Annotated in this window: 21 protein-coding genes; 10 read left to right on the forward strand and 11 right to left on the reverse strand. The window is 68.2% G+C overall.

The window, feature by feature from the left end; translation table 11 throughout:
• Window positions 1-159 precede the first annotated feature (159 nt).
• Entirely contained in the window at window positions 160-4,539 is a 4,380-nt protein-coding gene (locus B7R21_RS11300; protein ID WP_116283359.1) for a Pls/PosA family non-ribosomal peptide synthetase, read from the forward strand.
• Window positions 4,539-5,891: a M1 family metallopeptidase gene (locus B7R21_RS11305; protein ID WP_116283360.1), complete on the forward strand. Its 1,353-nt coding sequence runs from the start codon at window positions 4,539-4,541 to the stop codon at window positions 5,889-5,891. The genes B7R21_RS11300 and B7R21_RS11305 overlap by 1 nt, the downstream gene beginning before the upstream one ends.
• A gap of 158 nt (window positions 5,892-6,049) precedes the next feature.
• Here the strand turns inward: B7R21_RS11305 and B7R21_RS11310 are convergent, their stop codons facing one another.
• A complete protein-coding gene (locus B7R21_RS11310) occupies window positions 6,050-7,408 on the reverse strand; it encodes a DHA2 family efflux MFS transporter permease subunit (RefSeq protein WP_116283361.1) in 1,359 nt (452 codons plus the stop codon).
• Between the two features lie 58 nt (window positions 7,409-7,466).
• A complete protein-coding gene (locus B7R21_RS11315) occupies window positions 7,467-7,925 on the reverse strand; it encodes an OsmC family protein (protein ID WP_116283362.1) in 459 nt (152 codons plus the stop codon).
• Window positions 7,926-7,978: 53 nt separating this feature from the next.
• On the opposite strand from B7R21_RS11315, the gene gabT reads away from it, so the two are divergent.
• On the forward strand, window positions 7,979-9,352 hold the full coding sequence (gene gabT / locus B7R21_RS11320) for a 4-aminobutyrate--2-oxoglutarate transaminase (protein WP_116283363.1): 1,374 nt from the start codon (window positions 7,979-7,981) through the stop codon (window positions 9,350-9,352).
• The gene (locus B7R21_RS11325) at window positions 9,349-10,677 is read left to right on the forward strand and encodes an asparaginase (RefSeq protein ID WP_116283364.1); all 1,329 of its coding nucleotides are present in this window, start codon (window positions 9,349-9,351) and stop codon (window positions 10,675-10,677) included. The genes gabT and B7R21_RS11325 overlap by 4 nt, the downstream gene beginning before the upstream one ends.
• A 111-nt stretch (window positions 10,678-10,788) precedes the next feature.
• Here B7R21_RS11325 and B7R21_RS11330 read toward each other — a convergent pair whose 3' ends face one another.
• The 5 genes from B7R21_RS11330 to B7R21_RS11350 all read right to left on the reverse strand — a co-directional run bounded on the left by B7R21_RS11330 (window position 10,789) and on the right by B7R21_RS11350 (window position 16,086).
• Window positions 10,789-11,586: an ABC transporter permease gene (locus tag B7R21_RS11330; protein WP_253259776.1), complete on the reverse strand. Its 798-nt coding sequence runs from the start codon at window positions 11,584-11,586 to the stop codon at window positions 10,789-10,791.
• Between the two features lie 215 nt (window positions 11,587-11,801).
• Complete coding sequence (locus B7R21_RS11335; protein WP_116283366.1) at window positions 11,802-12,716, reverse strand: ABC transporter permease; 915 nt, start codon at window positions 12,714-12,716, stop codon at window positions 11,802-11,804.
• A 3-nt stretch (window positions 12,717-12,719) separates the two neighbouring features.
• Window positions 12,720-13,922 (reverse strand): ABC transporter ATP-binding protein, encoded by a 1,203-nt coding sequence (locus tag B7R21_RS11340; RefSeq protein WP_116283367.1) that lies wholly within the window; start codon window positions 13,920-13,922, stop codon window positions 12,720-12,722.
• A complete protein-coding gene (locus B7R21_RS11345; RefSeq protein ID WP_172592140.1) occupies window positions 13,922-15,154 on the reverse strand; it encodes an ABC transporter substrate-binding protein in 1,233 nt (410 codons plus the stop codon). The genes B7R21_RS11340 and B7R21_RS11345 overlap by 1 nt, the downstream gene beginning before the upstream one ends.
• Before the next feature lie 152 nt (window positions 15,155-15,306).
• Window positions 15,307-16,086, reverse strand: coding sequence for a PP2C family protein-serine/threonine phosphatase (locus B7R21_RS11350; RefSeq protein WP_116283368.1), 780 nt, complete (start codon window positions 16,084-16,086; stop codon window positions 15,307-15,309).
• Window positions 16,087-16,280: 194 nt separating this feature from the next.
• Here B7R21_RS11350 and B7R21_RS11355 point away from each other — a divergent pair, with 194 nt between their 5' ends.
• The 4 genes from B7R21_RS11355 (at window position 16,281) to B7R21_RS11370 (ending at window position 20,746) form a co-directional block, all read left to right on the forward strand.
• Window positions 16,281-16,748 carry an Lrp/AsnC family transcriptional regulator gene (locus B7R21_RS11355; RefSeq protein WP_116283369.1) on the forward strand — a complete coding sequence of 156 codons (468 nt, stop codon included), beginning with the start codon at window positions 16,281-16,283 and terminating at the stop codon, window positions 16,746-16,748.
• A 4-nt stretch (window positions 16,749-16,752) separates the two neighbouring features.
• Window positions 16,753-18,195 (forward strand): aspartate aminotransferase family protein, encoded by a 1,443-nt coding sequence (locus B7R21_RS11360; protein ID WP_116283370.1) that lies wholly within the window; start codon window positions 16,753-16,755, stop codon window positions 18,193-18,195.
• Between the two features lie 117 nt (window positions 18,196-18,312).
• A complete protein-coding gene (locus tag B7R21_RS11365; protein WP_116283371.1) occupies window positions 18,313-19,770 on the forward strand; it encodes an NAD(P)/FAD-dependent oxidoreductase in 1,458 nt (485 codons plus the stop codon).
• Between the two features lie 64 nt (window positions 19,771-19,834).
• Window positions 19,835-20,746 (forward strand): CPBP family intramembrane glutamic endopeptidase, encoded by a 912-nt coding sequence (locus tag B7R21_RS11370; RefSeq protein WP_172592141.1) that lies wholly within the window; start codon window positions 19,835-19,837, stop codon window positions 20,744-20,746.
• Between the two features lie 58 nt (window positions 20,747-20,804).
• Here the strand turns inward: B7R21_RS11370 and pdxH are convergent, their stop codons facing one another.
• Window positions 20,805-21,464, reverse strand: a complete 660-nt coding sequence (pdxH, locus tag B7R21_RS11375; RefSeq protein ID WP_116283373.1) for a pyridoxamine 5'-phosphate oxidase — start codon at window positions 21,462-21,464, stop codon at window positions 20,805-20,807.
• 118 nt (window positions 21,465-21,582) lie between these two features.
• Between pdxH and B7R21_RS11380 the strand changes: the two genes are divergently transcribed.
• Window positions 21,583-22,113, forward strand: a complete 531-nt coding sequence (locus tag B7R21_RS11380) for a methylated-DNA--[protein]-cysteine S-methyltransferase (protein ID WP_116283374.1) — start codon at window positions 21,583-21,585, stop codon at window positions 22,111-22,113.
• A complete protein-coding gene (locus tag B7R21_RS11385) occupies window positions 22,110-22,832 on the forward strand; it encodes a DNA-3-methyladenine glycosylase I (protein ID WP_172592142.1) in 723 nt (240 codons plus the stop codon). The genes B7R21_RS11380 and B7R21_RS11385 overlap by 4 nt, the downstream gene beginning before the upstream one ends.
• Before the next feature lie 95 nt (window positions 22,833-22,927).
• Here B7R21_RS11385 and B7R21_RS11390 read toward each other — a convergent pair whose 3' ends face one another.
• Genes B7R21_RS11390 through atpD form a run of 3 tightly spaced genes read right to left on the reverse strand, consistent with a single transcriptional unit; the run spans window position 22,928 to window position 25,458 of the window.
• On the reverse strand, window positions 22,928-23,680 hold the full coding sequence (locus B7R21_RS11390; RefSeq protein ID WP_367379402.1) for a YaaA family protein: 753 nt from the start codon (window positions 23,678-23,680) through the stop codon (window positions 22,928-22,930).
• 6 nt (window positions 23,681-23,686) lie between these two features.
• Window positions 23,687-23,971 carry a F0F1 ATP synthase subunit epsilon gene (locus B7R21_RS11395; protein WP_116283377.1) on the reverse strand — a complete coding sequence of 95 codons (285 nt, stop codon included), beginning with the start codon at window positions 23,969-23,971 and terminating at the stop codon, window positions 23,687-23,689.
• 2 nt (window positions 23,972-23,973) lie between these two features.
• Entirely contained in the window at window positions 23,974-25,458 is a 1,485-nt protein-coding gene (gene atpD / locus B7R21_RS11400) for a F0F1 ATP synthase subunit beta (protein WP_116283378.1), read from the reverse strand.
• Window positions 25,459-25,467 lie beyond the last annotated feature (9 nt).

Below are 25,467 nucleotides of genomic sequence, written 5' to 3' on the forward strand. Positions count from 1 at the left end.
CTGACAGGCCGGTGGGCGCAGCCAGGGGCGTCACGTCCCTGCGCCGCGGCGGTTCACCTCCAGTTAACCCGTGGCCCCTAAACTGGGCTCCCTACCCGGCCCCCACGGGGGATCGCCAGAGTGCGTCAGACCAGACAGCGACAGAGCAGGATGCCCGGCATGACCTCCGCTTCGAACACCCCTGCCCCGTCGGACATCGCGAGCGGGGGCGGCGGCACGACGAGCGCCGGCACGGGCACCGCCAGCCCCGCGACCCCGAGCGAGAGCGCCGGCATCCTCAGCGCCGGGCCGACACCCGAGCCGCGCACGCTGGTCGACATCCTGCGGGAGAGTGCCGCCTCGAACCCGCAGGCCTCCGCCCTCGCAGACGCGGCGGGCACCCTGAGCTACCGCGAGCTGCTCGGCGAGGTGAACCGCACCGCGGCCCGGCTCGCGGAGGCCGGTGTGCGACGCGGCGACCGGGTGGGGATCCGCATCCCGTCGGGCACCCGCACGCTCTACATCTCGATCCTCGGGGTTCTCGTCGCCGGAGCGGCGTACGTTCCGGTCGACGCTGACGACCCCGAGGAGCGCGCAACGCTCGTCTTCGGCGAGGCCGGAGTGGTCGGCGTCATCGGTGCCGACGGCGAGCTGGTGCTGAGCGGGCATCCGGATGGCGCGGGAGCGTCCAGCGACGACAACGACCTTCCCGGGCATCCGGCCACCGCGAGCATCCCCGCCGCCGGCTCGCCCACCGGCACTCTCCCCGTGGTCGGCGGTCCGACCCCCGACCTCGACGCGTGGATCATCTTCACCTCCGGCTCGACCGGCACCCCCAAGGGTGTCGCTGTGAGCCACCGCTCGGCCGCGGCGTTCGTCGACGCGGAGGCGCGGATGTTCCTGCAGAACGAGCCGATCGGTCCCGGCGACCGCGTGCTCGCGGGCCTCTCCGTCGCCTTCGATGCCTCGTGCGAGGAGATGTGGCTCGCGTGGCGACACGGCGCCTGCCTCGTTCCCGCCCCCCGTTCGCTGGTGCGTTCCGGGGTGGATCTCGGCCCGTGGCTGATCTCGCACAGCATCACCATCGTCTCGACCGTGCCGACGCTCGCGGCGCTCTGGCCCCTCGAGTCGCTGGAGCTGGTGCGGCTGCTCATCTTCGGCGGCGAGGCCTGCCCACCCGAGCTCGTCGCACGCCTCGCCGTCGACGGCCGCGAGGTCTGGAACACCTACGGACCCACCGAGGCCACAGTGGTCGCCTGCGGATCCCTGCTCGACGGAGTCGGCCCTGTGCGCATCGGGCTGCCGCTCGACGGCTGGCTGCTGGCCGTGGTCGATGGTGACGGCCATCCGGTCGCCGAGGGCGAGACGGGCGAACTCATCATCGGCGGGGTCGGGCTGGCGCGCTACCTCGACCCGGCCAAGGACGCCGAGAAGTACGCGCCGATGCCGACCCTCGGCTGGGATCGCGCCTACCGCAGCGGCGACCTCGTGGTGTTCGACCGTGCCGGGCTGCTGTTCCAGGGCCGCGCCGACGACCAGGTGAAACTCGGCGGACGGCGAATCGAGCTGGGCGAGGTCGAGGCGGCGATCCAGGCCCTGCCCGGGGTCGCGGGTGCGGCCGCCGTGGTGCAGCGCACCGCCGCAGGAAACCAGGTGCTCGTGGGATACCTGGTCTCAGGCGACACTAGCGCCCCGTTCGACACGGTCGCCGCTACGGCGGCGCTTCGCGAATCGCTCCCGGCCGCCCTCATCCCCCTGCTCGCAGTCGTCGACGGCCTGCCGACCCGCACCTCGGGAAAGGTCGACAAGGCGGCGCTGCCGTGGCCGCTGCCGAGTGGGCGGAGTGGAGGAACCCGGAACGGTGCCGGGGCAGGTGGCAGCGCAGCATCCGGAGCGTCGGGGGGCAGCAACAACGGCAACAGCAACGGCAACGTCGGCAACGGTGCACGCCCCCGTAAGGGCGAAAGCCCGGACTCCCCCCTCACCGACACAGCCCTCTGGATCGCCGAACACTTCACCGCCATCCTCGGCGCCCCGGTCACCGGCCCCGACGACGACTTCTTCGCGTTCGGCGGCGGGAGTCTGTCTGCCGCCCAACTGGTGTCGGTCATCCGCACCCGGTTCCCGGAGACCACGGTCGCCGACATCTACGACCACCCGCGCATCGGCGCACTGGCCGCGGAACTGGATGCCCGCTCCCCCGTCGTCGCGGTGAGACGCGTGCCCGTACGACCGACCCCGCCGGGCACCCAGCTCGCCCAGACCCTGCTCGGCATCCCGCTCTACGTACTCGTCGGGCTGCGCTGGCTCACCTACGTGCTCGCCGTGAACAACGTGCTCCAGCTGTTCGGCGTCTTCACCTGGGCGCCCACCATCTCGTGGTGGTACATCCTTGCCGGGTTCGTTCTGCTGATCACCCCGTTCGGGCGCATGGCGATCTCGGTGCTCGCGGCCCGCACGCTCCTGGCCGGCGTCGAAGCCGGGGATCACCCGCGGGGCGGGAACGTGCACGTGCGCCTCTGGCTCGCCGAGCAGATCGCCCAGCTGGTCGGTGCGACGAACCTCGCGGGCGCACCGTGGATCATCACCTACGCCCGGGCACTGGGCGCGAAGATCGCCCCCGGCGTCGACCTGCACACCCTCCCGCCCATCACCGGCATGCTGAAGATCGGCGCCCGGGCCTCCGTCGAACCCGAGGTCGACCTGTCGGGCTACTGGATCGACGGTGACATCCTGCGGCTCGGCGCCATCCAGATCGGGGCGGATGCGGCCATCGGTGCGCGGAGCACCCTCCTGCCGGGAACACGGATCGGGCGACGAGCCGAGATCGCCCCGGGTTCCGCCGTCTCGGGCCGGGTTCCCGCGGGACAGCTCTGGGCCGGATCCCCCGCCGAACGACGCGGCAAGGCCCACCCCGACTGGCCGAGCGGCAGGCCGCCCCGGAACGCCCGCTGGCTGGTCGCGTTCGCTGCCGGCTCGGTGGCGCTCTCGCTCCTGCCCGTGCTGGCTGTGCTCGCCGGGGCGGCCGTCGCAGGCTGGTTCCTCGGGCTGAGCCTTGACCCCGGCGCCCTCGGCGGTTTCGGGAGCACCGGCGGCGGTTCGGCCCAGACGCCCCTGTTCGAGTCGGTCACGACATCGGTCGCGAGCACCGCGGGCACGGCGACCGGATCCGGCTTCACGCCCCTGCCGACCCTCGGCGACGCCGCCCTGCGCCTGCTGGCGGCCATCCCGCTCGCCACGGTCGCGGCCGGCATCGTCTACGCGGGGCTCACCGTGATCGCGGCGCGCCTGCTCGGCATCGGCCTCCGCCCCGGCAGCTACCCCGTGCGGAGCCGAATCGGATGGCAGGTCTGGGCGACCGAACGCCTGCTGGATGCCGCTCGTACCGTCCTTTTCCCCTTCTACGCGAGCCTCTTCACGCCCGTCTGGCTCCGGATGCTCGGGGCCACCGTCGGCCGGAACGTCGAAGCCTCGACAGTGCTCCTCCTGCCGAAGATGACCACGATCGCCGACCAGGCCTTCCTCGCCGACGACACCATGGTCGCCTCCTACGAGCTCGGAGGGGGCTGGCTCCGCATCGACGAGGCGAAGGTCGGCAAGCGCGCCTTCCTCGGCAACAGCGGGATGACCGGCCCCGGCCGCACCGTTCCACGGAACGGTCTCGTGGCTGTTCTCAGCGCGACCCCCCGCAAGGCCAAGAACGGATCCTCATGGCTCGGCAACCCGCCCGTGCGCCTGCGCCGACAGGTCACCGAGTTCGACGAGGGCCGCACCTTCCACCCCTCGGGCCGGCTGAAAGTCGCCCGCGCGCTCTGGGAACTGGGCCGCCTCGTACCCGTGATGGTCACCGTCGCGATCGGCCTCGGAATCGCCGTTCTGCTGGAATTCCTCCTCGGCACGCTCGGACTCGGCTGGGCGATCCTGCTCTCGGGCGCGGTGATGCTCGCGGGTGGTGCGGTCGCGGCGATCGTCACGACGGCGGCGAAATGGGCACTCGTCGGGCGCATCCGTCAAGGGGAGCATCCACTCTGGTCGTCGTTCGTCTGGCGGAACGAAGTGTCGGATACCTTTGTGGAGATGGTTGCCGCTCCCTGGTTCGCGAACGCCGCCTCTGGTACGCCCGCTCTGGCGTGGTGGCTGCGGTCCATCGGCGCGCGCATCGGGCGGGGCGCCTGGATCGAGACGTACTGGCTGCCCGAGGCCGACCTGATCTCCCTCGGGGCGGGCTCCACGGTCAACCGGGGTGTGGTCGTTCAGACGCACCTCTTCCACGACCGCGTGATGAGCCTCGACTGTGTTGCACTCGACGACGGAGCGACGATCGGGCCGCACGGAGTCATCCTTCCTGCCGCGTCGATCGGCAGCGACGCGGCCGTCGGGCCGGCCTCGCTGGTGATGCGGGGCGAGCACGTTCCCTCGGGGTCGCGCTGGGCGGGCAATCCGATCGCGCCCTGGGCCGAGCAGACGCCTGCTCCGGATGTCGCGGGCCGGGGTTCCTCCGCGCTCCGTGTCGAGACCGCGGCCGAAGCCGGCCTGCACTCGCCGTCGGTGGGTGGCTGATGGCGCGCCCCACCTCCACGGCACTGGCGGCGGCGGGAGCCCGCTCCCTCGGCGACCCCTACCTGCCGACCAGCGGCAACGGCGGCTACACCGTGCTGCACTACGACATCGACTGCGACTACCGCGTCTCCTCCAACCGGCTGAGCGCCACGGCCACCATCACCGCCGTGGCCACGCAGCGCCTCTCGAGCTTCAGCCTCGACTTCGCCGGGCTCGTCGCGAGCAAGGTGAGCGTCGACGGGCACCGCTCGGCGCACCTCACGCAGACCGCCCGGAAGCTCGTCGTCACACCCCTCACGCCCCTGAACAAGGGCGTGGAGTTCACGGTCGTTGTCAAGTACAGCGGCCAGCCGAAGCCGGTGCGGAGCCAGTGGGGCGAAGTCGGCTGGGAGGAACTCACCGACGGCGTGATCGTGGCGGGGCAGCCGAGCGGGGCGCCGTCGTGGTTCCCCTGCAACGATCATCCGTCGAACAAGGCGACCTACACGATCGCCTTCACCGCCGAATCGGCCTACCGCGTGCTCTGCAACGGTGAACTCCTGAAGAAGACGCAGCGCGCCTCCCGCACGCGCTGGGAGTTCCGATCTTCCGAGCCCCTGGCGACCTACTTGGCGACCGTGCAGATCGGGCTCTACGAGACCATGCACGTGTCCCAGGATGGCGTTCCGCAGTTCGTGTTGCTGCCCGACGACCTGCGGCCCAACGCTCTCGCCGACTTCGAGGCGCAGGGGCGCATGATGGCCCTGTTCGAGCGACTGTTCGGGGAGTATCCGTTCGACGACTACACGGTCGTGGTGACCGACGACGAGCTGGAGATCCCGCTCGAAGCCCAGGGCCTCGCGATCTTCGGCCGCAACCACATCGACGGGGTGGGCGGCTCCGAGCGACTCATCGCCCACGAACTCTCCCACCAGTGGTTCGGCAACTCGCTGACCGCCGCCCACTGGAAGGACATCTGGCTGCACGAGGGCTTCGCCTGCTACGCCGAATGGCTCTGGTCGGAGGAGTCCGGATCGCTCACGGCCGACGACTGCGCGACGGCCGCGTGGACGCGCCTCAACCGCCTGCCGAAAGACCTGATGATCGGCGACCCGGGCGCCGCTCGGATGTTCGACGACCGGCTCTACAAGCGCGGGGCACTCACGCTGCACGCGCTCCGCCGCACGCTCGGCGACGACATCTTCTTCCGGGTGCTGCGGGAGTGGGTGGCGGCGCACCGCCACGGCTCGGTCTCGACCCCCGAGTTCGTCGCCCTCGTGCAGTCGCACTCCCCCGCACCCGTCGGCGCCCTCTTCGCCGCCTGGCTCGACCAGCACGCCCTCCCCAAGCTCCCGCGCCGCGCCCCCCGCTGACCGCGCCCCGCCCCTGCCCTCCGACCTCCACCCCGCCATCCAATCGAGTGGGCAGTTCGGGCCCGGTATCCGCCGTCTCAGGGCCCGAACTGCCCCTTCGATCGGGTGGGAGCGCGCGGGGGGCGGGGCGCGGCGCGGGGGGCGGCGCGGGGCGCGGGTCAGGCCTTCGCGGGGCGGCGGGCGTTCTGGATGCCGATGGCCGACACGATGCCGCCCACCACGAGGAGCGCCGCCGTCGTGAGCACGCCGCGCGAGAACCCGTCGACCGTGAGCGCCTCCCCCACGATCAGCGCAGCCGCCGCCGTCGCGATCAGCCCCGCGACGCGAGACACCGCGTTGTTGACGGCCGAAGCGATGCCGGCACGCTCGGGATCGATCGCCCCGAGAATGGCGGCGGTGAGCGGTGCGACGGTCACGGTCATCCCGAGCGCGAAGACCACCGTGCCCGGGAACACCTGCGTCAGGTAGTCGGCCGACGCCGTGACCTGCGAGAGCAGCACCCAGCCCACAGCAGCGATCAGCGGCCCGACCGCCATGAACAGCCGCGACCCGTACTTGCCGGCCAGCGTGCCGAACAGCGACGACAGGGCGATGCTGATGATCGTCGACGGCAGCGAAGCGAGCCCCGCCTCGGTGGCGGTGTACCCCGCGACCTGCTGCAGGAACAGCGTCAGCAGGAACGACCCGAGCGAGATCGCCGCATAGACGAATGTCGTCGCCAGGTTGCCGACCCAGAAGTTCCGCACCCGGAACAGACTGAGCGGCAGCATCGGCTGCGGCACCCGCCGCTCGTTCACGATGAACAGCACGAATGCCGCAACACCCACCACCAGAGCGCCCCAGACGATCGGATTCGACCAGCCGAGTCGTCCCTGCTCGATCAGGGCGAACACCGGGAGCCCGATCCCGAGAATTCCGAGCACCGCACCGCGGTAGTCGATCACCGGCTTGACGGCGCGCGGCGGTTCGACGGCGATCTTCCGGAGCATCACAAGCGTGATCGCGATCGGGATCACGTTGATCGCGAACACCAGCCGCCACGACAGCAGGTCGACGAGCACACCGCCGAGCAGCGGACCGGCGAGGAAGGCCGTGCTCGTCCACGCCGTCCACTGCCCGATCGCCTTCGCCCGCTTCGGTCCGTCGAAGTTCGCGATGATGATCGCCAGCGAGCTCGGCACCAGCAACGCTCCCGCGATGCCCTGGATGCCGCGGCTCACGATCAGGAACTCATCCGTCGGCGAGACCGCGCAGAGAACGGATGCCGCCCCGAACCCGAGGAGCCCCCAGAAGATGACCCGGCGGCGCCCGAACGCGTCGCTCAGCGAACCGGCGAGCAGGATGACAGCTGTGAGCGAGATGAGGTAGGCGTCGACGACCCACTGCTGCCCCGCGAGCCCGCCGCCGAGCTCCCGGGTGATGGCAGGCAGGGCCACGTTGATGACCGTGCCGTCGAGGAAGGAGATGAACGACGAGAGGATCGCCACCACGAGCACGGTGCGCTGGTACTTCGTCATGAGTTGTCTCCGCGAGCCGGTCGGGCGGGCATCCGGATGCCGCGACCAGCCTCGCGCGTCACAGGGCCCTCGGCTCGTGCAACACCGGGAAGTTCACCGATTGGGCGATGAAACAGAGCCCGCTGGCCTCGCCGTGCAGGCTGTTCGCAAGCTCCGCCTGCGCGGGGTCGGCGAGGGTGACCACCGGATGAAGCGTTGCCGACGTGAAGTGGCCGCCCTGTCCTTCCTGCACCATCGTCCCCGTCGCGGCGTCTTCGTAGCCGGTCACGACCACTCCGTGCGTCACCGCCACGTGCAGGTACGACAGCATGTGGCACTCGGCCAGGGCCGCGAGCAGCAGTTCCTCGGGGTTCCAGCGGTCGCGGTCGCCGTGGAACGTGCGGTCGGCCGACGACGGCAACTCCACCTTCCCGGCTGCGCGGATCACGCCCGCCCGGGAGTAGTCGCGGTAGCCGCTCGTACCGGTTCCGCGATTGCCCAGCCATTCGACATTCACTGTGTAGCGATGCTCAGTCACTGCTCAACCCTATGCCTGCGCCGAACGCGTTCGGCCCGGTATTCTTGACGACTATGACTGACACTCTCGGCACCTCTGCGTTCACCATCCCCCAGGAGCGGAAGATCGTCACCGCGATCCCCGGCCCCGCCTCGAACGCCCTGCACGAGCGACGCCTCGCTGTGGTGCCGGTGGGTGTGTCATCCGTGCTCCCCGTGTACATCGCCCGCGCGAACGGCGCGATCCTGGTGGATGTCGACGGCAACCAGTTCATCGACCTCGGCGCCGGCATCGGCGTCACCACGGTCGGCCACACGCAGGGCGGCGTCGTCGCGGCAGCGACGGAACAGCTGAACGATGTCACCCACACGCTCTTCACCGTCACGCCCTACGAGGAGTACGTGCGGGTCGCCGAGCTCCTGGCCGAGCACACACCCGGCGACTTCCCGAAGAAGACCATGCTCGCGAACTCGGGCGCCGAAGCCGTCGAGAACGCGGTCAAGATCGCCCGCAAGTACACCCGTCGTGTCGGCGTCGCCGTGCTCGAGCACGCCTACCACGGCCGCACCAACCTCACCATGGCGATGAACTTCAAGGCCGCGCCCTACTCCACCGGATTCGGACCCTTCGCCGGCGACGTCTACCGCGCCCCGAACTCCTACCCCTACCACGACGGCCTCACCGGCGCCGAGGCCGCGGCCCGCACGATCTCCTACCTCGAGAAGACGGTCGGCGCCTACGATCTCGCCTGCCTCGTCGTCGAACCGATCCAGGGCGAGGGCGGCTTCGTGCTGCCCGCCGAGGGGTTCCTGCCGGCGCTCCAGCAGTGGTGCACCGACAACGGCATCGTATTCGTCGCGGACGAGATCCAGAGCGGCATGGCCCGCACCGGCAAGTACTTCGCGAGCGAGCACTTCGGCCTCACCCCCGACCTCATCACCTCGGCCAAGGGCATCGCGGGCGGGCTCCCGCTCGCTGCCGTCACCGGTCGAGCCGAGATCATGGATGCCGCCCTGCCGGGCGGTCTCGGCGGAACCTTCGGCGGCAACCCCGTCGCCGCCGCCGCGGCGGTCGCGGTCTTCGGCGAGATCGAGCGCCTCGGCCTGCTCGCGGAGGCTACCCGCGTCGAGCAGACCCTCTCTCACGGGCTGTTGGAGCTGCAAAAGAAGTACGACATCATCGGTGACGTGCGAGGCGTCGGCGCGATGATCGCGATCGAGCTCGTGCAGCCCGGCACCGGTGCCACCACGAAGGAGCCGAACGGCGCTGCGATCACGGCCCTCGCTGCCTACGCCGCCGCGCACGGCGTGCTCATCCTCACCGCCGGCACCTACGGCAACGTGCTCCGCTTCCTCCCCAGCCTGACGATCAGCGACGCCCTGCTCGAAGACGCCCTCAGCGTGCTCGACGACGGCTTCGCCGCGCTGGCCGCCGGAGAGCTGGCGTGAGCGGAGCCGCGGGCGTCCCCGCAGCCAGCAGCTCGTCCGCTGCGGGGACGTTCGCGGCATCCGACGCCGTCGAGCTCGCGGTCGTCGAGCGGAGCGGCTTCGTCGAGTCGCGCCACGTCGGTTCGGCCGTCGTGCTGTCGCCCGGCGGTGACGTGCTCAGCACTCTCGGAGATCCGTCGGCCCCGATCATCCCGCGCTCCTGCCTGAAGCCGTTCCAGGCGCTGGCGGTGCTCCGCGCGCTGCACGGATCGGGTGTCTCACTGGATGCCGTGCAGACCGTGCTCGCGACAGCCAGCCACGCAGGCACCCCTGAACATGTGGCGGTCGTGCAGAGCATCCTCGACCTCGCCGGTCTGGCTCCGGATGCCCTCCAGTGCCCGCACGACTGGCCCGGTTCCTCGGCCGCGCGTGATGGTCTCGTGCGCTCCGGTCTCGACCGGTCGCCGCTCTACATGAACTGCTCGGGCAAGCACGCTGCCATGCTGCTGGCCTGCGTGGTGAACGACTGGCCCCTCGACACGTATCTCGAGCCCTCGCACCCGCTGCAGCAGCGCATCCTCTCGACCATCGAGGAGCTGACGGGCGAGGCAGTTGCGGCCTCCGCCGTCGACGGCTGTGGCGCCCCCGTCTACGCCGTGTCGCTCGTGGGGCTGGCACGCGGCATCGGGCGCATCACCTCCGCGCTCCCCCTGGCGCCGCTGCTCAGCCCGGTCGATGCGGCCGACACTCCGGTCGACGTCTTCGTGTCGGCTGCGTCGGGGCGCGCTCCATCCGGCGACGGCGACGGCGTCGATGTCGATGTCGATGTCGCGAGCGACATCACACCCGCCCTCGGGCTCGATCGTCTCGTCTCGGCAGAAGCGGCCACGCTCAGCGCCTCCGTGCTCGCGAACGGCTGGGCGATCGATGGCCCCGGCCGCGCGAACACCCTGTGCATCGACGAGCTCGCGGTCTTCTCGAAGCTCGGCGCCGAGGGTGTGATGGTGATGTCGACCACCGCAGCCTCGCCCGCCCCCCGCGCTGCCGCGGCGTCAGGCCGTTCCGAGCCACACGCCACCGGCGACGCTGGCGCACCCACCCCTGCCCACGGCACCGCTGGTGCACCTGCCGCTGCCCCCGGCACCGCGGGCACCGCCGTTGCGCTCAAGATGCTCGACGGAAACCTCCGCGCCGCCACTCTCGTCGGCCTCACCCTCCTCGTGCGCGCCGGCGCTCTCACCGAGGCCTCCGTCGACGCTCTCCTCCCCCGCCTCGACCTCACCGTCTACGGCGGCACCGCCCCCGTCGGCGCCATCCGCCTCGCCCCCGCCCTCAGCACCCCCTGACCACCGATCCATTCGAGTGGGCAGTTTCGGCCCCACATCGGTGCGTTGAGGGCCCAAACTGCCCACTCGAATGTGGTGGCTGCGTGGAGAGGGCGGCGGGGCGGCGCGCGGTCAGCCGCGGAGGCGGGCGAGGCGCGCAGCGCGCGCGGCGCGCGTGACCTGCGCGACCACCACGATCACGATCGCCAGGATGAACACGGCCGACGCCACCACGTTCGCCTCCGCCGGGATGCCTCGCGCAGCGGCGATGTAGATGAACTTCGGGAACGTGTCGACGGCGCCGGAGTTGAAGTTCGTGATGATGAAGTCGTCGAAACTCAGCGCGAACGACAGCAGCGCGGCCGCCGCGATCCCGGGCAGCAGCAGCGGGAAGGTGATCCGCCAGAACACGGCCACGGCCGATCCGTAGAGGTCGCGCCCGGCCTCCTCGAGCGCCGGGTCGAGCGACGCCACCCGTGCCTTCACCGTCACCACCACGAAGCTGATGCAGAACATCGTGTGCGCGATGATGATCGTCACGAGCCCTTTGTTGACCCCGAGCGACAGGAACTGCGCCGCAAGCCCCGCCCCGAGCACCACTTCGGGCGTCGCCATCGGCAGGAACAGCAGCAGTGAGATCGCCGACCGCGCCCGGAACCGGTAACGCACCAGCGCGATCGCGATCGCGGTACCGAGGGCAGTCGCCAACACCGTCGCGACCACGCCGACCAGGATGCTGTTGGCGAATGCCTCGCAGACGCCCTGCGCCGCGCAGACATTCGTCCACTTGTCGAGGGTGAAGCCCTGCCACGCGATGTTCAGCTTTCCCGAATTGTTGAACGAGAACACGAAGGTGTACGCGATCGGGATCAGCAGGAAGAGAAGCGCGAGCGCCGTGTAGACCGGCAGCCCGAGCCCGCGGAACCGGATGCCGCGGCGGCGCCCCGGCGCACCCGCACCGCCCACGGGCGCTTCGAGTTCCCGCGCACTACCACCGGGCGTCGCGGTCGCCTTCGCCAACGTCGATGCCCCCGCCGCTGCATCCGCCGACAGCGACCAGATTCGCGGCGCGCCGCTGTCCGCTCCAGCCACCCCCCGCGCCCGAGGCTTCGTCCACGACGGCCCGCCCGACACCGATTCCGCACTCATATCAGGTCCTCCGTTCCGGCCCGCCGCACATAGAAGCCCACGATGATGAGAATGACCGCCATCAGCACGATCGACAGCGCCGCGGCCACCGGATAGTTCTGCGTCACGAGAAAGTTCGACTCGATCGCATTTCCCACCATCGACGTCTGCGCCGACCCGAGGAAGTCTCCTGACGCATTGATGTAGTCGCCGGCGGCCGGGATGAACGTCAGCAGTGTTCCCGACACGATCCCGGGCAGCGACAGCGGCACCGTGATCTTCCGGAAGGTGGTGAACGGCGAGGCGTAGAGATCGTTCCCCGCCTCGATGTAGCGCACATCCAACCGTTCGAGCGTCGCATAGAGCGGCAGCGTCATGAACGGGATGAAGTTGTACGTCAACCCGAAGATCACAGCGAACGGCGTGCCCGTGATGTGCCCGTCCGACGGGAAGATCGAGAGCGCCTTCAGCCCCACGACGATCGGCCCCTCGTCGCTCATGATCTGCTTCCAGGCGAGCGTCCGCAGCAGGAAACTGATGAAGAACGGCGCGATCACGAGCGTCAGCAGCAGGCTCTGCACGAGTGGGAACCCCCGCACCTTCACCCCGATGAAGTACGCGAGAGGGTAGCTGATCACCAGCGCGAGCAGCGTCGCCAGCAGCGCGTACCCGAACGCCCGAAGGATGAGCGGCAGGTACTGCACCACACTGTCGGTGTAGTTCGACCACTGGAATCCGGCACTGTACTGCCCGATGTCCCCGTTGATCACCGGTTGCTGGAACGACGTGAACACCAGCGAGATCAGCGGCGTGATGAAGAACAGGAGCAGGTACAGGATGCCCGGCAGCAGCAGAACGAGGGCGATCCAGCTTCGGCGGCGAACGGCCGGTTCTGCCGCAGCCGGTGCAGACGCGAACGCCGAGAACGCCATGCCTCAGGCCTTCACCGTCGTCAGAGCGGAGGTGGCGACGTCGCCATCGGCACCCGCGGCCGACGCGGCATCCGCTACACCCGCAGCCGCTTCGGCGGGCGAGTCCTCGAGCCCGAAGCCGTGCTCGACGTTCCAGCTCACCCACACCTCCGCGCCGACGTGCACCACAGGCCCGAACACCATGTTCTGGGCGAAGACGATCACGTCGCCGATCCCCGGCACGGCGATCGTGTACTGCGTGCTCACTCCGCTGAACGACACGTCGATGACGCGCCCCGGCCCGAGCACGTTGACGCCGGATGACGGTGCAGCAGGAGGAGCCGTCAGCAGCAGAAGCTTCTCCGGCCGAACACCCACGGTGACCGTCCCCGAGCGGCGCGGGGCGCGGGCGGAAGGGATGACCAGCTGCTGCCCGGCGATGGCGACAGTGAGAGCATTCGGAGTCGACGAGACGACCTCGCCGGTGAACAGGTTCGACTGCCCGAGGAAGTTCGCGACGAACGCCGTGCGCGGCAGCTCGTAGAGCTCCTCGGGCGCGCCCATCTGCTCGATCTCGCCCCGGTTCATCACCGCGATCGTGTCGGCCATGGTCATGGCCTCTTCCTGGTCGTGGGTGACGTGCAGGAACGTCAACCCCACCTCGGTCTGGATGTCCTTCAGCTCGAGCTGCATCTGCCGGCGGAGCTTCAGGTCGAGCGCACCGAGCGGCTCATCGAGCAGCAGCAGGGCCGGACGGTTGACCACGGCACGGGCGAGAGCCACACGCTGCTGCTGCCCACCCGAGAGCTGCGCCGGCCGGCGCGCGGCGAGGTGATCGAGTTCGACCAGTCGGAGCGCCTCGTGCGCCTTCTCGAGCGGGGAGGCGATCCCCCGCCGACGGAGCCCGAACGCGACATTCTCGAGCACACTCATGTGCGGGAACAGCGCGTACGACTGGAACACCGTGTTCACCGGCCGCTGGAACGGCTTCGTCGACGTCACATCCTTGCCGCCGATGACGATGCGCCCGGCCGTGGGCTCCTCGAGCCCCGCCACCAGCCGGAGCGTGGTCGTCTTGCCGCAGCCCGAGGGGCCGAGCAGGGCGAAGAACGACCCCGCGGGGATGAACAGATCCAGTGACCGGATCGCGGTGAAGCCCGGAAACGTCTTGGTGATGCCGACGAGTTCGAGGTCGGCGCCCTTCTCGGCGAAAGTCCCGGCGGCCATCAGCTGCCCAACAGCACTTTCTGGAACTGCGCACCGAAGTCGTTCTCCTCCTGCGCGGAAAGCGTGCGGAAGACGTGCACGCTCGACAGGGTGTCGGCGTCCGGGAAGATCAACTGGTTCGTCGCGAGCTCGGGGTCGATGGCATCCATCGCCTCCTTCGCTCCGTCGACCGGGCTGATGTAGTTCACCCAGGCGGCCAGCGTCGCCGCGACCTCGGGCTCGTAGTAGTAGTTCATGATCGACTCGGCATTCGCCTTGTGGGCCGACCCCATCGGAACCACGAAGGTGTCGTTCCAGAGCGTTCCGCCCGAATCCGGGATAGCGAACTGCCACTTGTCGCCGGCCGTCGCGTTCAGCGAGGTGATGTCGCCCGACCAGCAGATCGCGGCGTAGGTGTCTTCGCTCTGCAGGTCGTTCAGGTACTGGTTGCCCTTGATGTTGCGGATCTGGCCCTCGGAGACCTGCTTGGTGAAGACGTCCATAGCGTTCGTGAACTTGTCGTCGGCCCAATCGCCCGTGATGTCGGTGCCCTGGTTGAGCATGATCAGGCCGATCGTGTCGCGCATCTCGCTGAGCACACCCACGCGACCCTTGAGATCGGCGCTCCACAGGTCGTCGATCGACTTCAGGCCGTTCGGCACCTTCTCCTTGTTCCAGCAGATCCCGGCGAAGCCGCCCTGCCACGGCACGCTCTTCGCTCGCCCCGGGTCGAAGTCGGGGTTCGCGAACGACGCGTTCATGTTCGCGAGGTTCGGCATGTTGGCATGGTCGAGATCCTGGATGTAGCCCAGGCGCACGAGGCGAGAGACCATCCAGTCGGTGAGGCACACTGTGTCGGCGCCGATGTCCTGGCCGAGGGCGAGCTGGTCCTTGACCTTCGCGTAGTACGTGTTGTTGTCGTCGACCGCGACGTTGTAGGTCACGTCGAGGCCGCTCTGGCTGCGGAAGGCGTCGAGCGTGGGGTTGGCCCCTGCGTCGTCTTCGTCCATGTAGCCGGGCCAGTTGTCCCAGATCAGCGTCTTCTGCGTGGCAGAGAGATCGGCGGCCGGCGTCAGGGCCTTCTGGGTGGCTGTGACGGGTGCGCACGCTGCGAGGGCGAGCGCGCCTGCGCCGAGCCCCATCGCGCCGAGGAAGCCCCGGCGGGTGAGGTTCAGCTGGCGCGCACGCTGCATCGCCTGCGAGTGGCGGATGGCCTGGATGAGCATCGGGTCCTGCGGGCGTTCAAGCGGCATCGGTTCTGCACTCCCTCAAAATCGGTGATCCCGATACTGGCACAGCACCGTCATGCCATGGGGGAAAAGTGACGGAAACCGCCATCACGAAACACAATCTTCACGAAATCCGTTCCGGAATCGCGAGATCACACGCGGGAAGTTCTGTGCGCTCAGCGGCTCACGTCGATGACCAGCACGGTCACGTTGTCGCGTCCGCCGTTCGCGAGTGCGGCATCCACCAGCCCGGCCGCCGCCACGTCGGGCGTCGACGACTGCTCGAGGAAGTGCGCGATACCGTGGTCGGTCAGCTCCTTCGTGAGCCCGTCGCTGCAGACCAGGATGCGCTGTCCGTCCAGCACGTCGAGCAGCGAATAGTCGGGCACCGGCTTCTCGTGGAACCCGACCGCCCTGGTGATGATGTTGCTGTCGGGGTGGGTCTCGGCCTGTTCGGCAGTGATGAGCCCGGCATCCACCAGCTCCTGCACGACGGAGTGGTCGACGGTCACGCGCTCGAGCGCACCCTCCAGGTACTGGTAGACACGGGAGTCGCCGATGTTGAACACGGCCCAGCGGGGCAGGTCGTCGACGAGGGTGAGGGCGACCCCGGTGACGGTGGTTCCCGTACCGAGCACGTTCGCATCGCCCACAACGTCGATGTCGGCAAGCGCGAGGCTCAGCGCCCCGTCGATGATGTCTGCGCTCGTGAAACTCTCCCCCTGCACCTCGCTCAGCCTCGTGACGACGGCCGCGCTGGCGATGTCGCCCGCCTCGTGCCCGCCCATGCCATCCGCGACTGCGAAGATGGGCGGCACCGCAGCAACGCTGTCCTCGTTGACTTTCCGCTTCTTGCCGACGTCGGTCAGCGCGCACCACGAGACGGTGAAGTCGGTGTCGCCTGCCAGGGGCCCGGTGACGCGGATGCGCCCTGTACTGTCGCCGATCTGCGTCACGCCGGAGGTCTTTCTCTACGGGCTGCGTTTCGGGGCAACAGCCATACCGATCAAGACTAGACGATGCGTCTGGCGGGGCCCGAACCGTGCCGAACCCGCTCAATGGTGACGGATTCAGACGGTTCCGGATGTCTCAACCCTACTTTCCTTCGGATCCGCTTGCAGATCAATCCTCCGACTGACACAATCGGGCCATGAGCCCCAAGCCGCGCCCCGCGCCTCTCGATGCGACCGCAAAAGCGATCATCGAACAGTTGCAGAGCGACGGACGCCGCTCGTACGCCGAGATCGGCAAGGCGGTGGGGCTCAGCGAGGCTGCTGTGCGCCAACGCGTGCAGAAGCTGACGGATGCCGGGGTGATGCAGATCGTCGCGGTGACCGACCCTCTGCAGCTCGGCTTCTTCCGCCAGGCGATGATCGGCGTGAAGGTCAGCGGCGACACCCGGGTGATCGCGGACGCCCTGGCTGCCCTCCCGGCCGTCGACTACGTCGTGCTCACCGCCGGCACGTTCGACCTCCTCATCGAGGTCGTCTGTGAGAACGACGACGACCTGATCGACCTGCTGAACTCCGAGATCCGCACCCTGCCCGGGGTCATCTCAACCGAGACATTCGTCTATCTCAAGCTGCACAAGCAGCTCTACAACTGGGGAACACGGTAAAACCATGACGCTCACACCCACACCCGTCACGCCCAACACCTCCTCGTCGGCGGTCGCCGACCCCGGGCTGTCGTCGAAGTTCGACGAGGCCGACCTGCAGCAGAAGGCCAAGGACCACCTCTGGATGCACTTCTCCCGCCAGTCCGTCATGGAGGACGGCGCCGGCGTACCCATCATCGTCAAGGGCGAGGGTCACCACATCTGGGACTCCACCGGCAAGAAGTACATCGACGGGCTCTCCGGGCTCTTCGTCGTGAACGCCGGCCACGGGCGGCAGCGCCTGGCCGAGGTGGCGGCGAAGCAGGCCGCTGAACTGTCGTTCTTCCCCCTCTGGTCGTATGCGCATCCATCCGCCATCGAACTCGCAGACCGGCTCGCCGGCTACGCGCCCGGCGATCTCAACCGCGTCTTCTTCTCCACCGGCGGCGGCGAGGCGGTGGAGACCGCCTTCAAACTCGCCAAGTACTACTGGAAACTGCAGGGCCGCCCCACCAAGCACAAGGTCATCTCCCGCGCGGTGGCGTACCACGGCACGTCGCAGGGGGCGCTGGCGATCACCGGCATCCCCGCGATGAAGGAGATGTTCGAGCCGGTGACCCCCGGGGGCTTCCGCGTGCCCAACACGAACTTCTACCGAGCACCCGAGCACGCCGACGATCTGACGGCCTTCGGGCAGTGGTCGGCGAACCGCATCGAGGAGATGATCCTGTTCGAGGGTCCGGAGACGGTGGCCGCGGTCTTCCTCGAGCCGGTGCAGAACTCAGGCGGATGTTTCCCCCCTCCTCCCGGCTACTTCAAGCGCGTGCGCGAGATCTGCGACCAGTACGACGTGCTGCTGGTCAGCGACGAGGTGATCTGCGCCTTCGGCCGCATCGGCCACATGTTCGCCTGCCACGAGTACGGCTATGTGCCCGACATGATCACCTGTGCGAAGGGCATGACGAGCGGGTACTCGCCCATCGGTGCCACGATCGTCTCGGATCGTATTTACGAGCCGTTCAAGCACGGTCACGCCTCGTTCTCGCACGGCTACACGTTCGGTGGGCATCCGGTGTCTGCCGCGGTGGCGCTCGAGAACCTCGACATCTTCGAGGAGGAGAAGCTGAACGAACGCGTGCGAACGCTGTCACCGGCCTTCCGTTCGACACTCGAGCGCCTGAACGACCTGCCGATCGTCGGCGATGTGCGCGGCGACGGGTACTTCTTCGGCATCGAGCTCGTCAAAGACAAGGCGACGAAGGAGACGTTCGACGACGACGAGTCGGAGCGGCTGCTCCGCGGTTTCCTCTCCCGCGCGCTCTTCGATGCCGGCCTCTACTGCCGGGCCGACGACCGGGGCGATCCGGTCATCCAGCTCGCGCCGCCGCTCACCGTGGGCCAGCCCGAGTTCGACGAGATCGAGGGCATCCTTCGCGGGGTGCTGACGGAGGCCTGGGCGCGGCTCTAGCCGCGCCCCCGTTCTGCTGAGCGCGACCCGTACCGCTGAGCGCGGCTGCCAGATCGGTCGCGCTCGGCGATCACGGTCGCACTCATCCGAGAGATTTGTCAGAAGGGGAGTTGCGGGATGAATTTGTGGCAGGAGGCGGTGCCCGCTCAAGCCCCGGATGCCCGGACAGGTCGGTCTGGGCCGACATCCGATCTGGCGGCCGACGTGTGCATTGTTGGGGGCGGGCTGACCGGACTGTGGACCGCGTACTACCTGGCTCGCGCCGAGCCGTCGCTGCGGATCGTGGTGCTCGAGAAAGAGACTGTCGGATTCGGGGCCTCCGGGCGGAACGGGGGCTGGTGCTCCGCGCTGTTCCCCCGCTCTGCGGCGTCGCTCGAACGCACGCACGGATTCGACGCCGCTGTCGCGATGCGCCGCGCGATGGTCGCCACCGTCGCGGAGGTGGGACGGGTCACCGAACTCGAGGGCATTCACTGCGACTTCGCCGAGGGCGGCACGCTCACGTTCGCCATGAATCCGGTGCAGGTGGCGGCGGCGCACGCCGAGGTGAAGGAGGCGGCGCGCTTCGGAGTCGATCGGCTGAGCTACACGTCGTTCTCCGAGGATCCTGCCCGCGGCCACCCTGCCGGTGCTCTCGGCGCCACCCACGATCCGGCCTGTGCGCGCTTGCACCCGGGCAAGCTCGTGCACGAACTCGCTGCCGTCGTCGAGCGCCTCGGTGTGCGCATCCACGAACACACGGAGGTCGTGTCGTGGGTGCCGGGGCGAGTCACTTTCCGTGCGGCGGCGGCCGCGGCATCCGGAACCAGCACCGGCACCGGCACCGGCATCAGCACCAGCACCGGCACCGGCACCGGCACGGTGACTGCTGACCGCATCGTCATCGCCACCGAGGCATACGGCGCCCGGCTGCCCGGCGTCGGACGCCGCATCCTCCCCCTCTATTCGCTGATGATCGCGACCGAGCCCCTGCCCCAAGAGTTCTGGCAGACCACCGGCATCGCCCACGGCAACACCTTCAGCGACTACCGTCACCTGCTGATCTACGGCCAGCGCACCGCGGACAACCGCTTCGCGTTCGGTGGCCGCGGCGCCCGTTATCACTGGGGTTCGAGCATCCGGCCCTCCTACGACACTGTGGATCGGGTGTTCGACCACCTCCGTGACACGCTGGTCGACCTGTTCCCCGACGCGTTCGACGCGGAGGTGACCCACCGTTGGGGTGGGCCGATCGGTGTGCCGCGCGACTGGCACGCCTCGGCCTCATTCAATCCCCGCACCGGGATCGCGTATGCGGGCGGCTACGTCGGAGACGGCCTCAGCACCACGAACCTGGCGGGCCGCACCCTCACCGCCCTGATCACCGGCCACGACCCGAGTGTCGTCGCGCCCGGGGCGAACCTCAGCACACTGCCGTGGGTCAACCACCTCTCGCCGCGCTGGGAGCCGGAACCCCTCCGGTTCCTCGGCACCAACCTCGGCCTCGCGTCTGCAGACCTCGCCGACCGGGAGGAACGGATGACCGGCCGCCCGTCACGCACTGCACGGCTGCTCGGACCGCTCACCGGCCACTGAACCGTTATTTGACTAAAACTCATATATATCCGAGACTCTCCATATGCTCAAAAGAAGTGTCACTATGAGAGTCTCGATTTTTCTTGTCATCGCCTACGGGCTCGCTTGGATCTTTGCGCTACCCCTGTGGCTACAGGATGGATTGCAGAACCCACTCTTTGGACTGATCGCCGGCGCGATCATGTTCACTCCCCTCATCTCGGCGGTGTTGATCAGTACCCTTGTCGAAGGACGTTCCATTGGCTCCTTGCTTGTATTCTCAGGGCTCAGGTTCTCCCGGCCGTTCAAGACGACTCTGCTCTGGTCGCTTGGAGCTTTGGTCGGTACCGAAATCCTCGTCTTTTCAGGAGTAGCGATTGTTGTCAGTCTTGGCATCACCCGTGTTGATCTTGTGGAATTTTCCGGCTTCGCTGAACTGCTGCACGAAGAAAGCCCGACGAAGGATCTACCCGCGGCAACTCTCGCGATCGCGCAGCTTGCCGCCATCCCGGTGGGGGCCGTCTTCAACTGCCTACTTACCGTGGGCGAAGAAGTCGGCTGGCGGGGCTGGCTTTTACCTACCCTCCGACCTGTGGGAGCGATACCAGCGCTGGCGGTGAGTAGCGTGGTGTGGGGCCTCTGGCATGCACCTCTGATCCTGCTGGGCTATAACTTCGATCAACCGAATGCCCTGGGTCTCGCCCTGATGGTGGGAGGGTGTACCTTTTTCGGATTTCTCCTCGGCTGGCTACGCCTGAAAAGCAACTCGCTGTGGCCGCCCATGATCGCCCATGGCGCATTCAATGCTGCAGCGGGAACACTGGCACTCATTGCCGCAGCCGGCGAGACACCCGACCTCGTAACGGCTGGCCCCCTTGGGATTGTGGCCTGGATTCCCATGGCCGTGACCCTCGTGTTTCTTGCGCTGATTCGGCAGTTCAGGTTCACTGAACATGCAGGCATTGACTCTCATTCCTTTCAGAAGTCCGGCGTCTGACCGGCAATTCACCACGAAGCCCAGGAACAGAAATTGCCTGCGCCTCTCGATATGGTTTTCAGGGCTGCAAACGCGTGATCGCCCATCCGGTCGACGATGTTGGATCGCGATCGTAGACGAGCCGGTCGTGCAGGCGCGAGGTGCGGCCCTTCCAGAACTCGATGCGCCGGGGCGCCACCAGGTATCCGCCCCAGTGAGCCGGCCGCTCGACGGGAAGTTCTTCGCCGTTCTGATCTGTGAAGCGGGCGGTGAGTTCGCCGACCCGCTGCTCGAGCTCGGCCCGCGATGCGATCGGGTGCGACTGGGCGCTGGCTGCAGCCGCGAGCTGCGAACCCCGGGGGCGACTCGCGAAGTAGGCGTCGCTCTCTGAAGCGCTCAGCCTGGTGACGTCGCCCTGCACGATGACCTGCCGGTGCAGCAGGTACCACGGGAACAGGAGGGTCGCTGCGGGGGTCGAGGCCAGCGCCGTGCCCTTCTGCGACGCGTAGTTCGAGTAGAAGGAGAAGCCGCGGGCATCCACTCCCCGGAGCAGTACCGTGCGGCTGCCGGGCACCCCGTCGGAATCAACCGTGCCGAGAACCATTGCGTTCGGCTCCTCGACGCCCGCAGCCTCGGCCTCGGCGAGCCACGCCGTGAACTGCGCGAACGGATCGGCGGCGATGCCGGCCTCATCCAGCGGGAGGTCGCCGTAGTCGTGGTGCTCTGCAAGGGAATCCATGGTGTGGTCAACGGTACCTCGCACATCTTCTCCTGCACAGGTAGCACTCCCGCCGAAGTTCTCCACAGTTGCCCTGGGCAGGAGCCCCACAGTCGCCGCCCGGCGCTACAGTCGAGCCATGACAGCAACACCTCGCATCTCATCGATCCCGGTCCTGACACCGGCACCCTTCATCGCCCGCACCGACAGCCCCCTCGGCCGGCTGGAACTCACGGCGACCGACGACGGCATCGCGTCGCTCTCCATCGAGCGGGCGGGGATGCTGCCTCACGACGATCTCCCCGAACACCGGAGCCCCCTTCTCGACGACGCCCTCCAGCAACTCAGCGAATACTTCGCGGGTTCCCGCACCGAATTCTCGGTTGCGCTCGACGTCGTGGGCACACCCTTCCAGCGCGACATCTGGCACCAGCTCTCGCTGGTCGGCTGGGGCGAGGCTCTCTCCTATGGTGAGCTCGGGCTGGCTGCCGGGCGCCCCGGATCGGGTCGAGCGGTGGGAGGGGCCGTCGGCGCGAACCCGGTGCCCATCCTCGTCGGCTGCCATCGTGTTCTGGCCTCGAACCGCCGCCTCACGGGCTACAGCGCAGGCAATGGCCTGCCCACGAAGATCTGGCTGCTCGAGCATGAGCGTATCGAGCACCACCCGTGACCGGGGGTAGAGATCCGGGCGAGACGGCGGCAGCGCCGGTACGGTCAGCCGAACACGCTGCACTCGCTGCTCCGCCTGCTGCCGAACGGCCCGCTCCGTCGGCGCTCGTCGTCGGCGCCGACGGACGAGCGAGATGCGCCTGGGCCGGCTCAGACCCGGAGTACATGCGCTATCACGATGAGGAGTGGGGTACTCCCCTCCACTCCGACCAGAAGGTGTTCGAGAAGATCAGCCTGGAGGGATTCCAGGCCGGGCTCTCCTGGATCACCATCCTCCGGCGTCGCCCGGCCTTCCGATCGGCGTTCAGCCGCTTCGACATCGATGCCGTGGCGGCCTTCACCGAGGCCGACGTGGAACGCCTCGTCACCGACGCCTCGATCATCCGCCATCGCGGCAAGATCACGGCTGTCATCAGCAACGCCCGCATCACGCAGAACCTCATCGCCGAGCAGGGCGACGGCGCGCTCGATCGCCTCCTCTGGGCCTCTGCGCCCGACGTCCCCGCGCCTCGCCCCCACAGCGTCGCCGACTTCGTCGCCACCACTCCCGAGTCGGCCGAACTCAGCAAGACGCTCCGCACCCTCGGCTTCCGCTTCGTCGGCCCCACGACGATGTACGCCCTCATGCAGTCCGCGGGTGTCGTCGACGACCATGTGGAGGGCTGCTTCCGGGCATCGAGTGGGCAGTTCGGGCCCACAGAGACCGCTTCCGGGGCCTGAACTGCCCACTCGATCGACGGTGGCAGACCGCGGGCAGGGGGGGCGCCCGTCGGCACGCGGCAGACCGTCGGCACGCGGCAGACCGCGGGCGGGAATCAGACGGTGAGTGTCAGCTCTGCGGGGGCCGAGACACGCAGGTCGAAACCCGCGGAGGCGGCCCACGCGACGAGGTCGTCGACCGAGGAGAAGTCCTCGCCCGCAAGCACGAGGGCACGCGTCAGCTCCCCCTTGGCCTTCTTGTTGAAGTGGTTCAGGGCACGCCGGGAGCCATCGGGGCCCACCGTGAAGACGCGAAGGAAGTACGAGTTCGGTCGGGCGTCCACCGGCCCGAGGCCCACGTACCCCTCCGAACGGAAATCCAGCAGCAGGCCCGGATGCTTCGCCAATACATCAGATGCGGCCAACGCCCAGTGCCTCTTCAGCGACGCCGCGGCCAGACCGGGCACTCGCGAATCGTGCGAGAGCCGGTACGCGGGGATCCGGTCGCCGGCGAGGATGGGGCCGAACAGTGCCGAATGCACCCCGACGTGCGAGAACGCGAACGAGCGGGCTGCGTCCGGGAGCGACGACGCATCGAGCCCGTCGAAGACGACACCGGTGTACCGATCGAGCACGGACATGGTCGGCGAGAGCGTGAGCCGACGGTTCCGCGCCACTTCGACAGCGGCCAGGCCGGGCGACAGCTTCAGCGACGTGGCCGAGGCGTCCGCATCCCGCGCGAGCGTGCGCACGGCACGAACGACTTCGGCCCGACGTGTCTTCAGCTTCGGAAAGCTGAGCGAAGACAGGTCGAGCCGATCATCCGTGCCGCCGTCCCTCTTCGTTTCGGAGGGAGGAAGCAGTATCAACAACTGCTATGAAACCAACTCTGCCGCACGGGCCACGATGGTGACCCGGTCGTTCTCGACCGACAGGAAACCCTCGTTGGCACGGGCGACGATCCGCTTGCCATCGGCCAGCGTCACGCGCACCTCGCCCTCGGACAGAATCGCCAGCAGGGGCTCGTGCCCACGCAGGATGCCGATCTCGCCCTCGGTCGTCTTCGCGATGACCTGCGTCGCGTCGCCCGACCACACTTCGTGGTCGGCCGACACGACACTGACCTGCAGTGGCGCGGCAGCGCCGGAGACGTCTGCCATGTCTAGCCGTCTTCCTTCTGGATCTGGGCCCACTTCTCTTCGACGTCGTTGATGCCTCCGACGTTGAAGAAGGCCTGCTCGGCCACGTGGTCGAAGTCGCCGTTCGCGATGGCCGTGAACGACTCGATCGTGTCCTTCAGCGGAACCGTCGAACCCTCGACACCGGTGAACTTCTTCGCCATGTAGGTGTTCTGCGACAGGAACTGCTGGATGCGGCGCGCACGCGACACAGTGATCTTGTCTTCTTCAGACAGCTCATCCACACCGAGGATCGCGATGATCTCCTGGAGTTCCTTGTTCTTCTGAAGGATCGCCTTGACGCGAACGGCCGTGTTGTAGTGGTCCTCGCCCAGGTAGCGGGGGTCGAGGATGCGGCTGGTCGAGGTCAGCGGGTCGACGGCCGGGTAGAGGCCCCGCGACGCGATCTCGCGGCTGAGCTCAGTCGTGGCGTCGAGGTGGGCGAAGGTGGTCGCCGGAGCCGGGTCGGTGTAGTCGTCAGCAGGCACGTAGATGGCCTGGAGCGACGTGATCGAGTGACCGCGCGTCGAGGTGATGCGCTCCTGGAGCACACCCATCTCATCGGCGAGGTTCGGCTGGTAACCCACGGCGGAGGGCATTCGGCCCAGCAGGGTCGACACCTCCGAACCGGCCTGCGTGAAACGGAAGATGTTGTCGATGAAGAGCAGCACGTCCTGCTTCTGCACATCACGGAAGTACTCCGCCATCGTCAGGGCCGACAGGGCGACACGAAGACGCGTTCCCGGCGGCTCATCCATCTGGCCGAAGACAAGCGCGGTCTTGTCGAAGACGCCCGCCTCCTCCATCTCCATGATGAGGTCGTTGCCCTCACGGGTGCGCTCGCCGACTCCGGCGAACACCGACACACCACCGTGGTCCTGCGCCACGCGCTGGATCATCTCCTGGATCAGAACGGTCTTTCCGACACCGGCACCACCGAAGAGGCCGATCTTTCCACCCTGCACGTACGGCGTCAGGAGGTCGATGACCTTGATGCCGGTTTCGAACAGAGTCGTCTTCGACTCGAGCTGGTCGAAGGCCGGGGGCTTCCGGTGGATGGGCCAGCGCTCGGTGATCTCGATCTTCTCACCGTTCAAGGTTCCATCGGCGTCAGCGTTCAGAACCTCTCCGATGACGTTGAAGACCTTGCCCTTGGTGACGTCGCCGACAGGCACCGAGATGGGCGCTCCTGTGTCGGTGACCTCCTGGCCACGAACGAGACCGTCGGTCGGGTTCAGGGCGATGGCGCGCACGAGGTCGTCACCGAGGTGCTGGGCGACCTCGAACGTGATCGGGGTCACCACGCCTTCGATGGTGACAGTCGACTTCAGGGCGTTGTAGATACCGGGAATCGCGTCGTGCGGAAACTCGATGTCAACGACGGGGCCGGTGACCCGGGCGACGCGGCCGATGCCGGCAGCCTTCGCCTCGGCGGCAGCTGGCTCAGTGGCTGTTGCTGTCGGTGTCATTGCTTCTCT

The sequence above is a fragment of the Subtercola boreus genome (assembly GCF_003399625.1).
GTDB lineage: Bacteria > Actinomycetota > Actinomycetes > Actinomycetales > Microbacteriaceae > Subtercola > Subtercola boreus_C.

Excerpts from the sequence above, each read along its gene's own strand:
- gabT (WP_116283363.1), top strand. The coding sequence starts at position 7,979 with ATGACTGACACTCTCGGCACCTCTGCGTTCACCATCCCCCAGGAGCGG.
- atpD (WP_116283378.1), bottom strand. The coding sequence starts at position 25,458 with ATGACACCGACAGCAACAGCCACTGAGCCAGCTGCCGCCGAGGCGAAG.
- B7R21_RS11335 (WP_116283366.1), bottom strand. The coding sequence starts at position 12,716 with ATGGCGTTCTCGGCGTTCGCGTCTGCACCGGCTGCGGCAGAACCGGCC.
- B7R21_RS11370 (WP_172592141.1), top strand. The coding sequence starts at position 19,835 with ATGAGAGTCTCGATTTTTCTTGTCATCGCCTACGGGCTCGCTTGGATC.
- B7R21_RS11345 (WP_172592140.1), bottom strand. The coding sequence starts at position 15,154 with ATGCCGCTTGAACGCCCGCAGGACCCGATGCTCATCCAGGCCATCCGC.
- B7R21_RS11380 (WP_116283374.1), top strand. The coding sequence starts at position 21,583 with ATGACAGCAACACCTCGCATCTCATCGATCCCGGTCCTGACACCGGCA.
- B7R21_RS11305 (WP_116283360.1), top strand. The coding sequence starts at position 4,539 with ATGGCGCGCCCCACCTCCACGGCACTGGCGGCGGCGGGAGCCCGCTCC.
- pdxH (WP_116283373.1), bottom strand. The coding sequence starts at position 21,464 with ATGGATTCCCTTGCAGAGCACCACGACTACGGCGACCTCCCGCTGGAT.
- B7R21_RS11300 (WP_116283359.1), top strand. The coding sequence starts at position 160 with ATGACCTCCGCTTCGAACACCCCTGCCCCGTCGGACATCGCGAGCGGG.
- B7R21_RS11355 (WP_116283369.1), top strand. The coding sequence starts at position 16,281 with ATGAGCCCCAAGCCGCGCCCCGCGCCTCTCGATGCGACCGCAAAAGCG.
- B7R21_RS11340 (WP_116283367.1), bottom strand. The coding sequence starts at position 13,922 with ATGGCCGCCGGGACTTTCGCCGAGAAGGGCGCCGACCTCGAACTCGTC.
- B7R21_RS11365 (WP_116283371.1), top strand. The coding sequence starts at position 18,313 with ATGAATTTGTGGCAGGAGGCGGTGCCCGCTCAAGCCCCGGATGCCCGG.
- B7R21_RS11310 (WP_116283361.1), bottom strand. The coding sequence starts at position 7,408 with ATGACGAAGTACCAGCGCACCGTGCTCGTGGTGGCGATCCTCTCGTCG.
- B7R21_RS11395 (WP_116283377.1), bottom strand. The coding sequence starts at position 23,971 with ATGGCAGACGTCTCCGGCGCTGCCGCGCCACTGCAGGTCAGTGTCGTG.
- B7R21_RS11360 (WP_116283370.1), top strand. The coding sequence starts at position 16,753 with ATGACGCTCACACCCACACCCGTCACGCCCAACACCTCCTCGTCGGCG.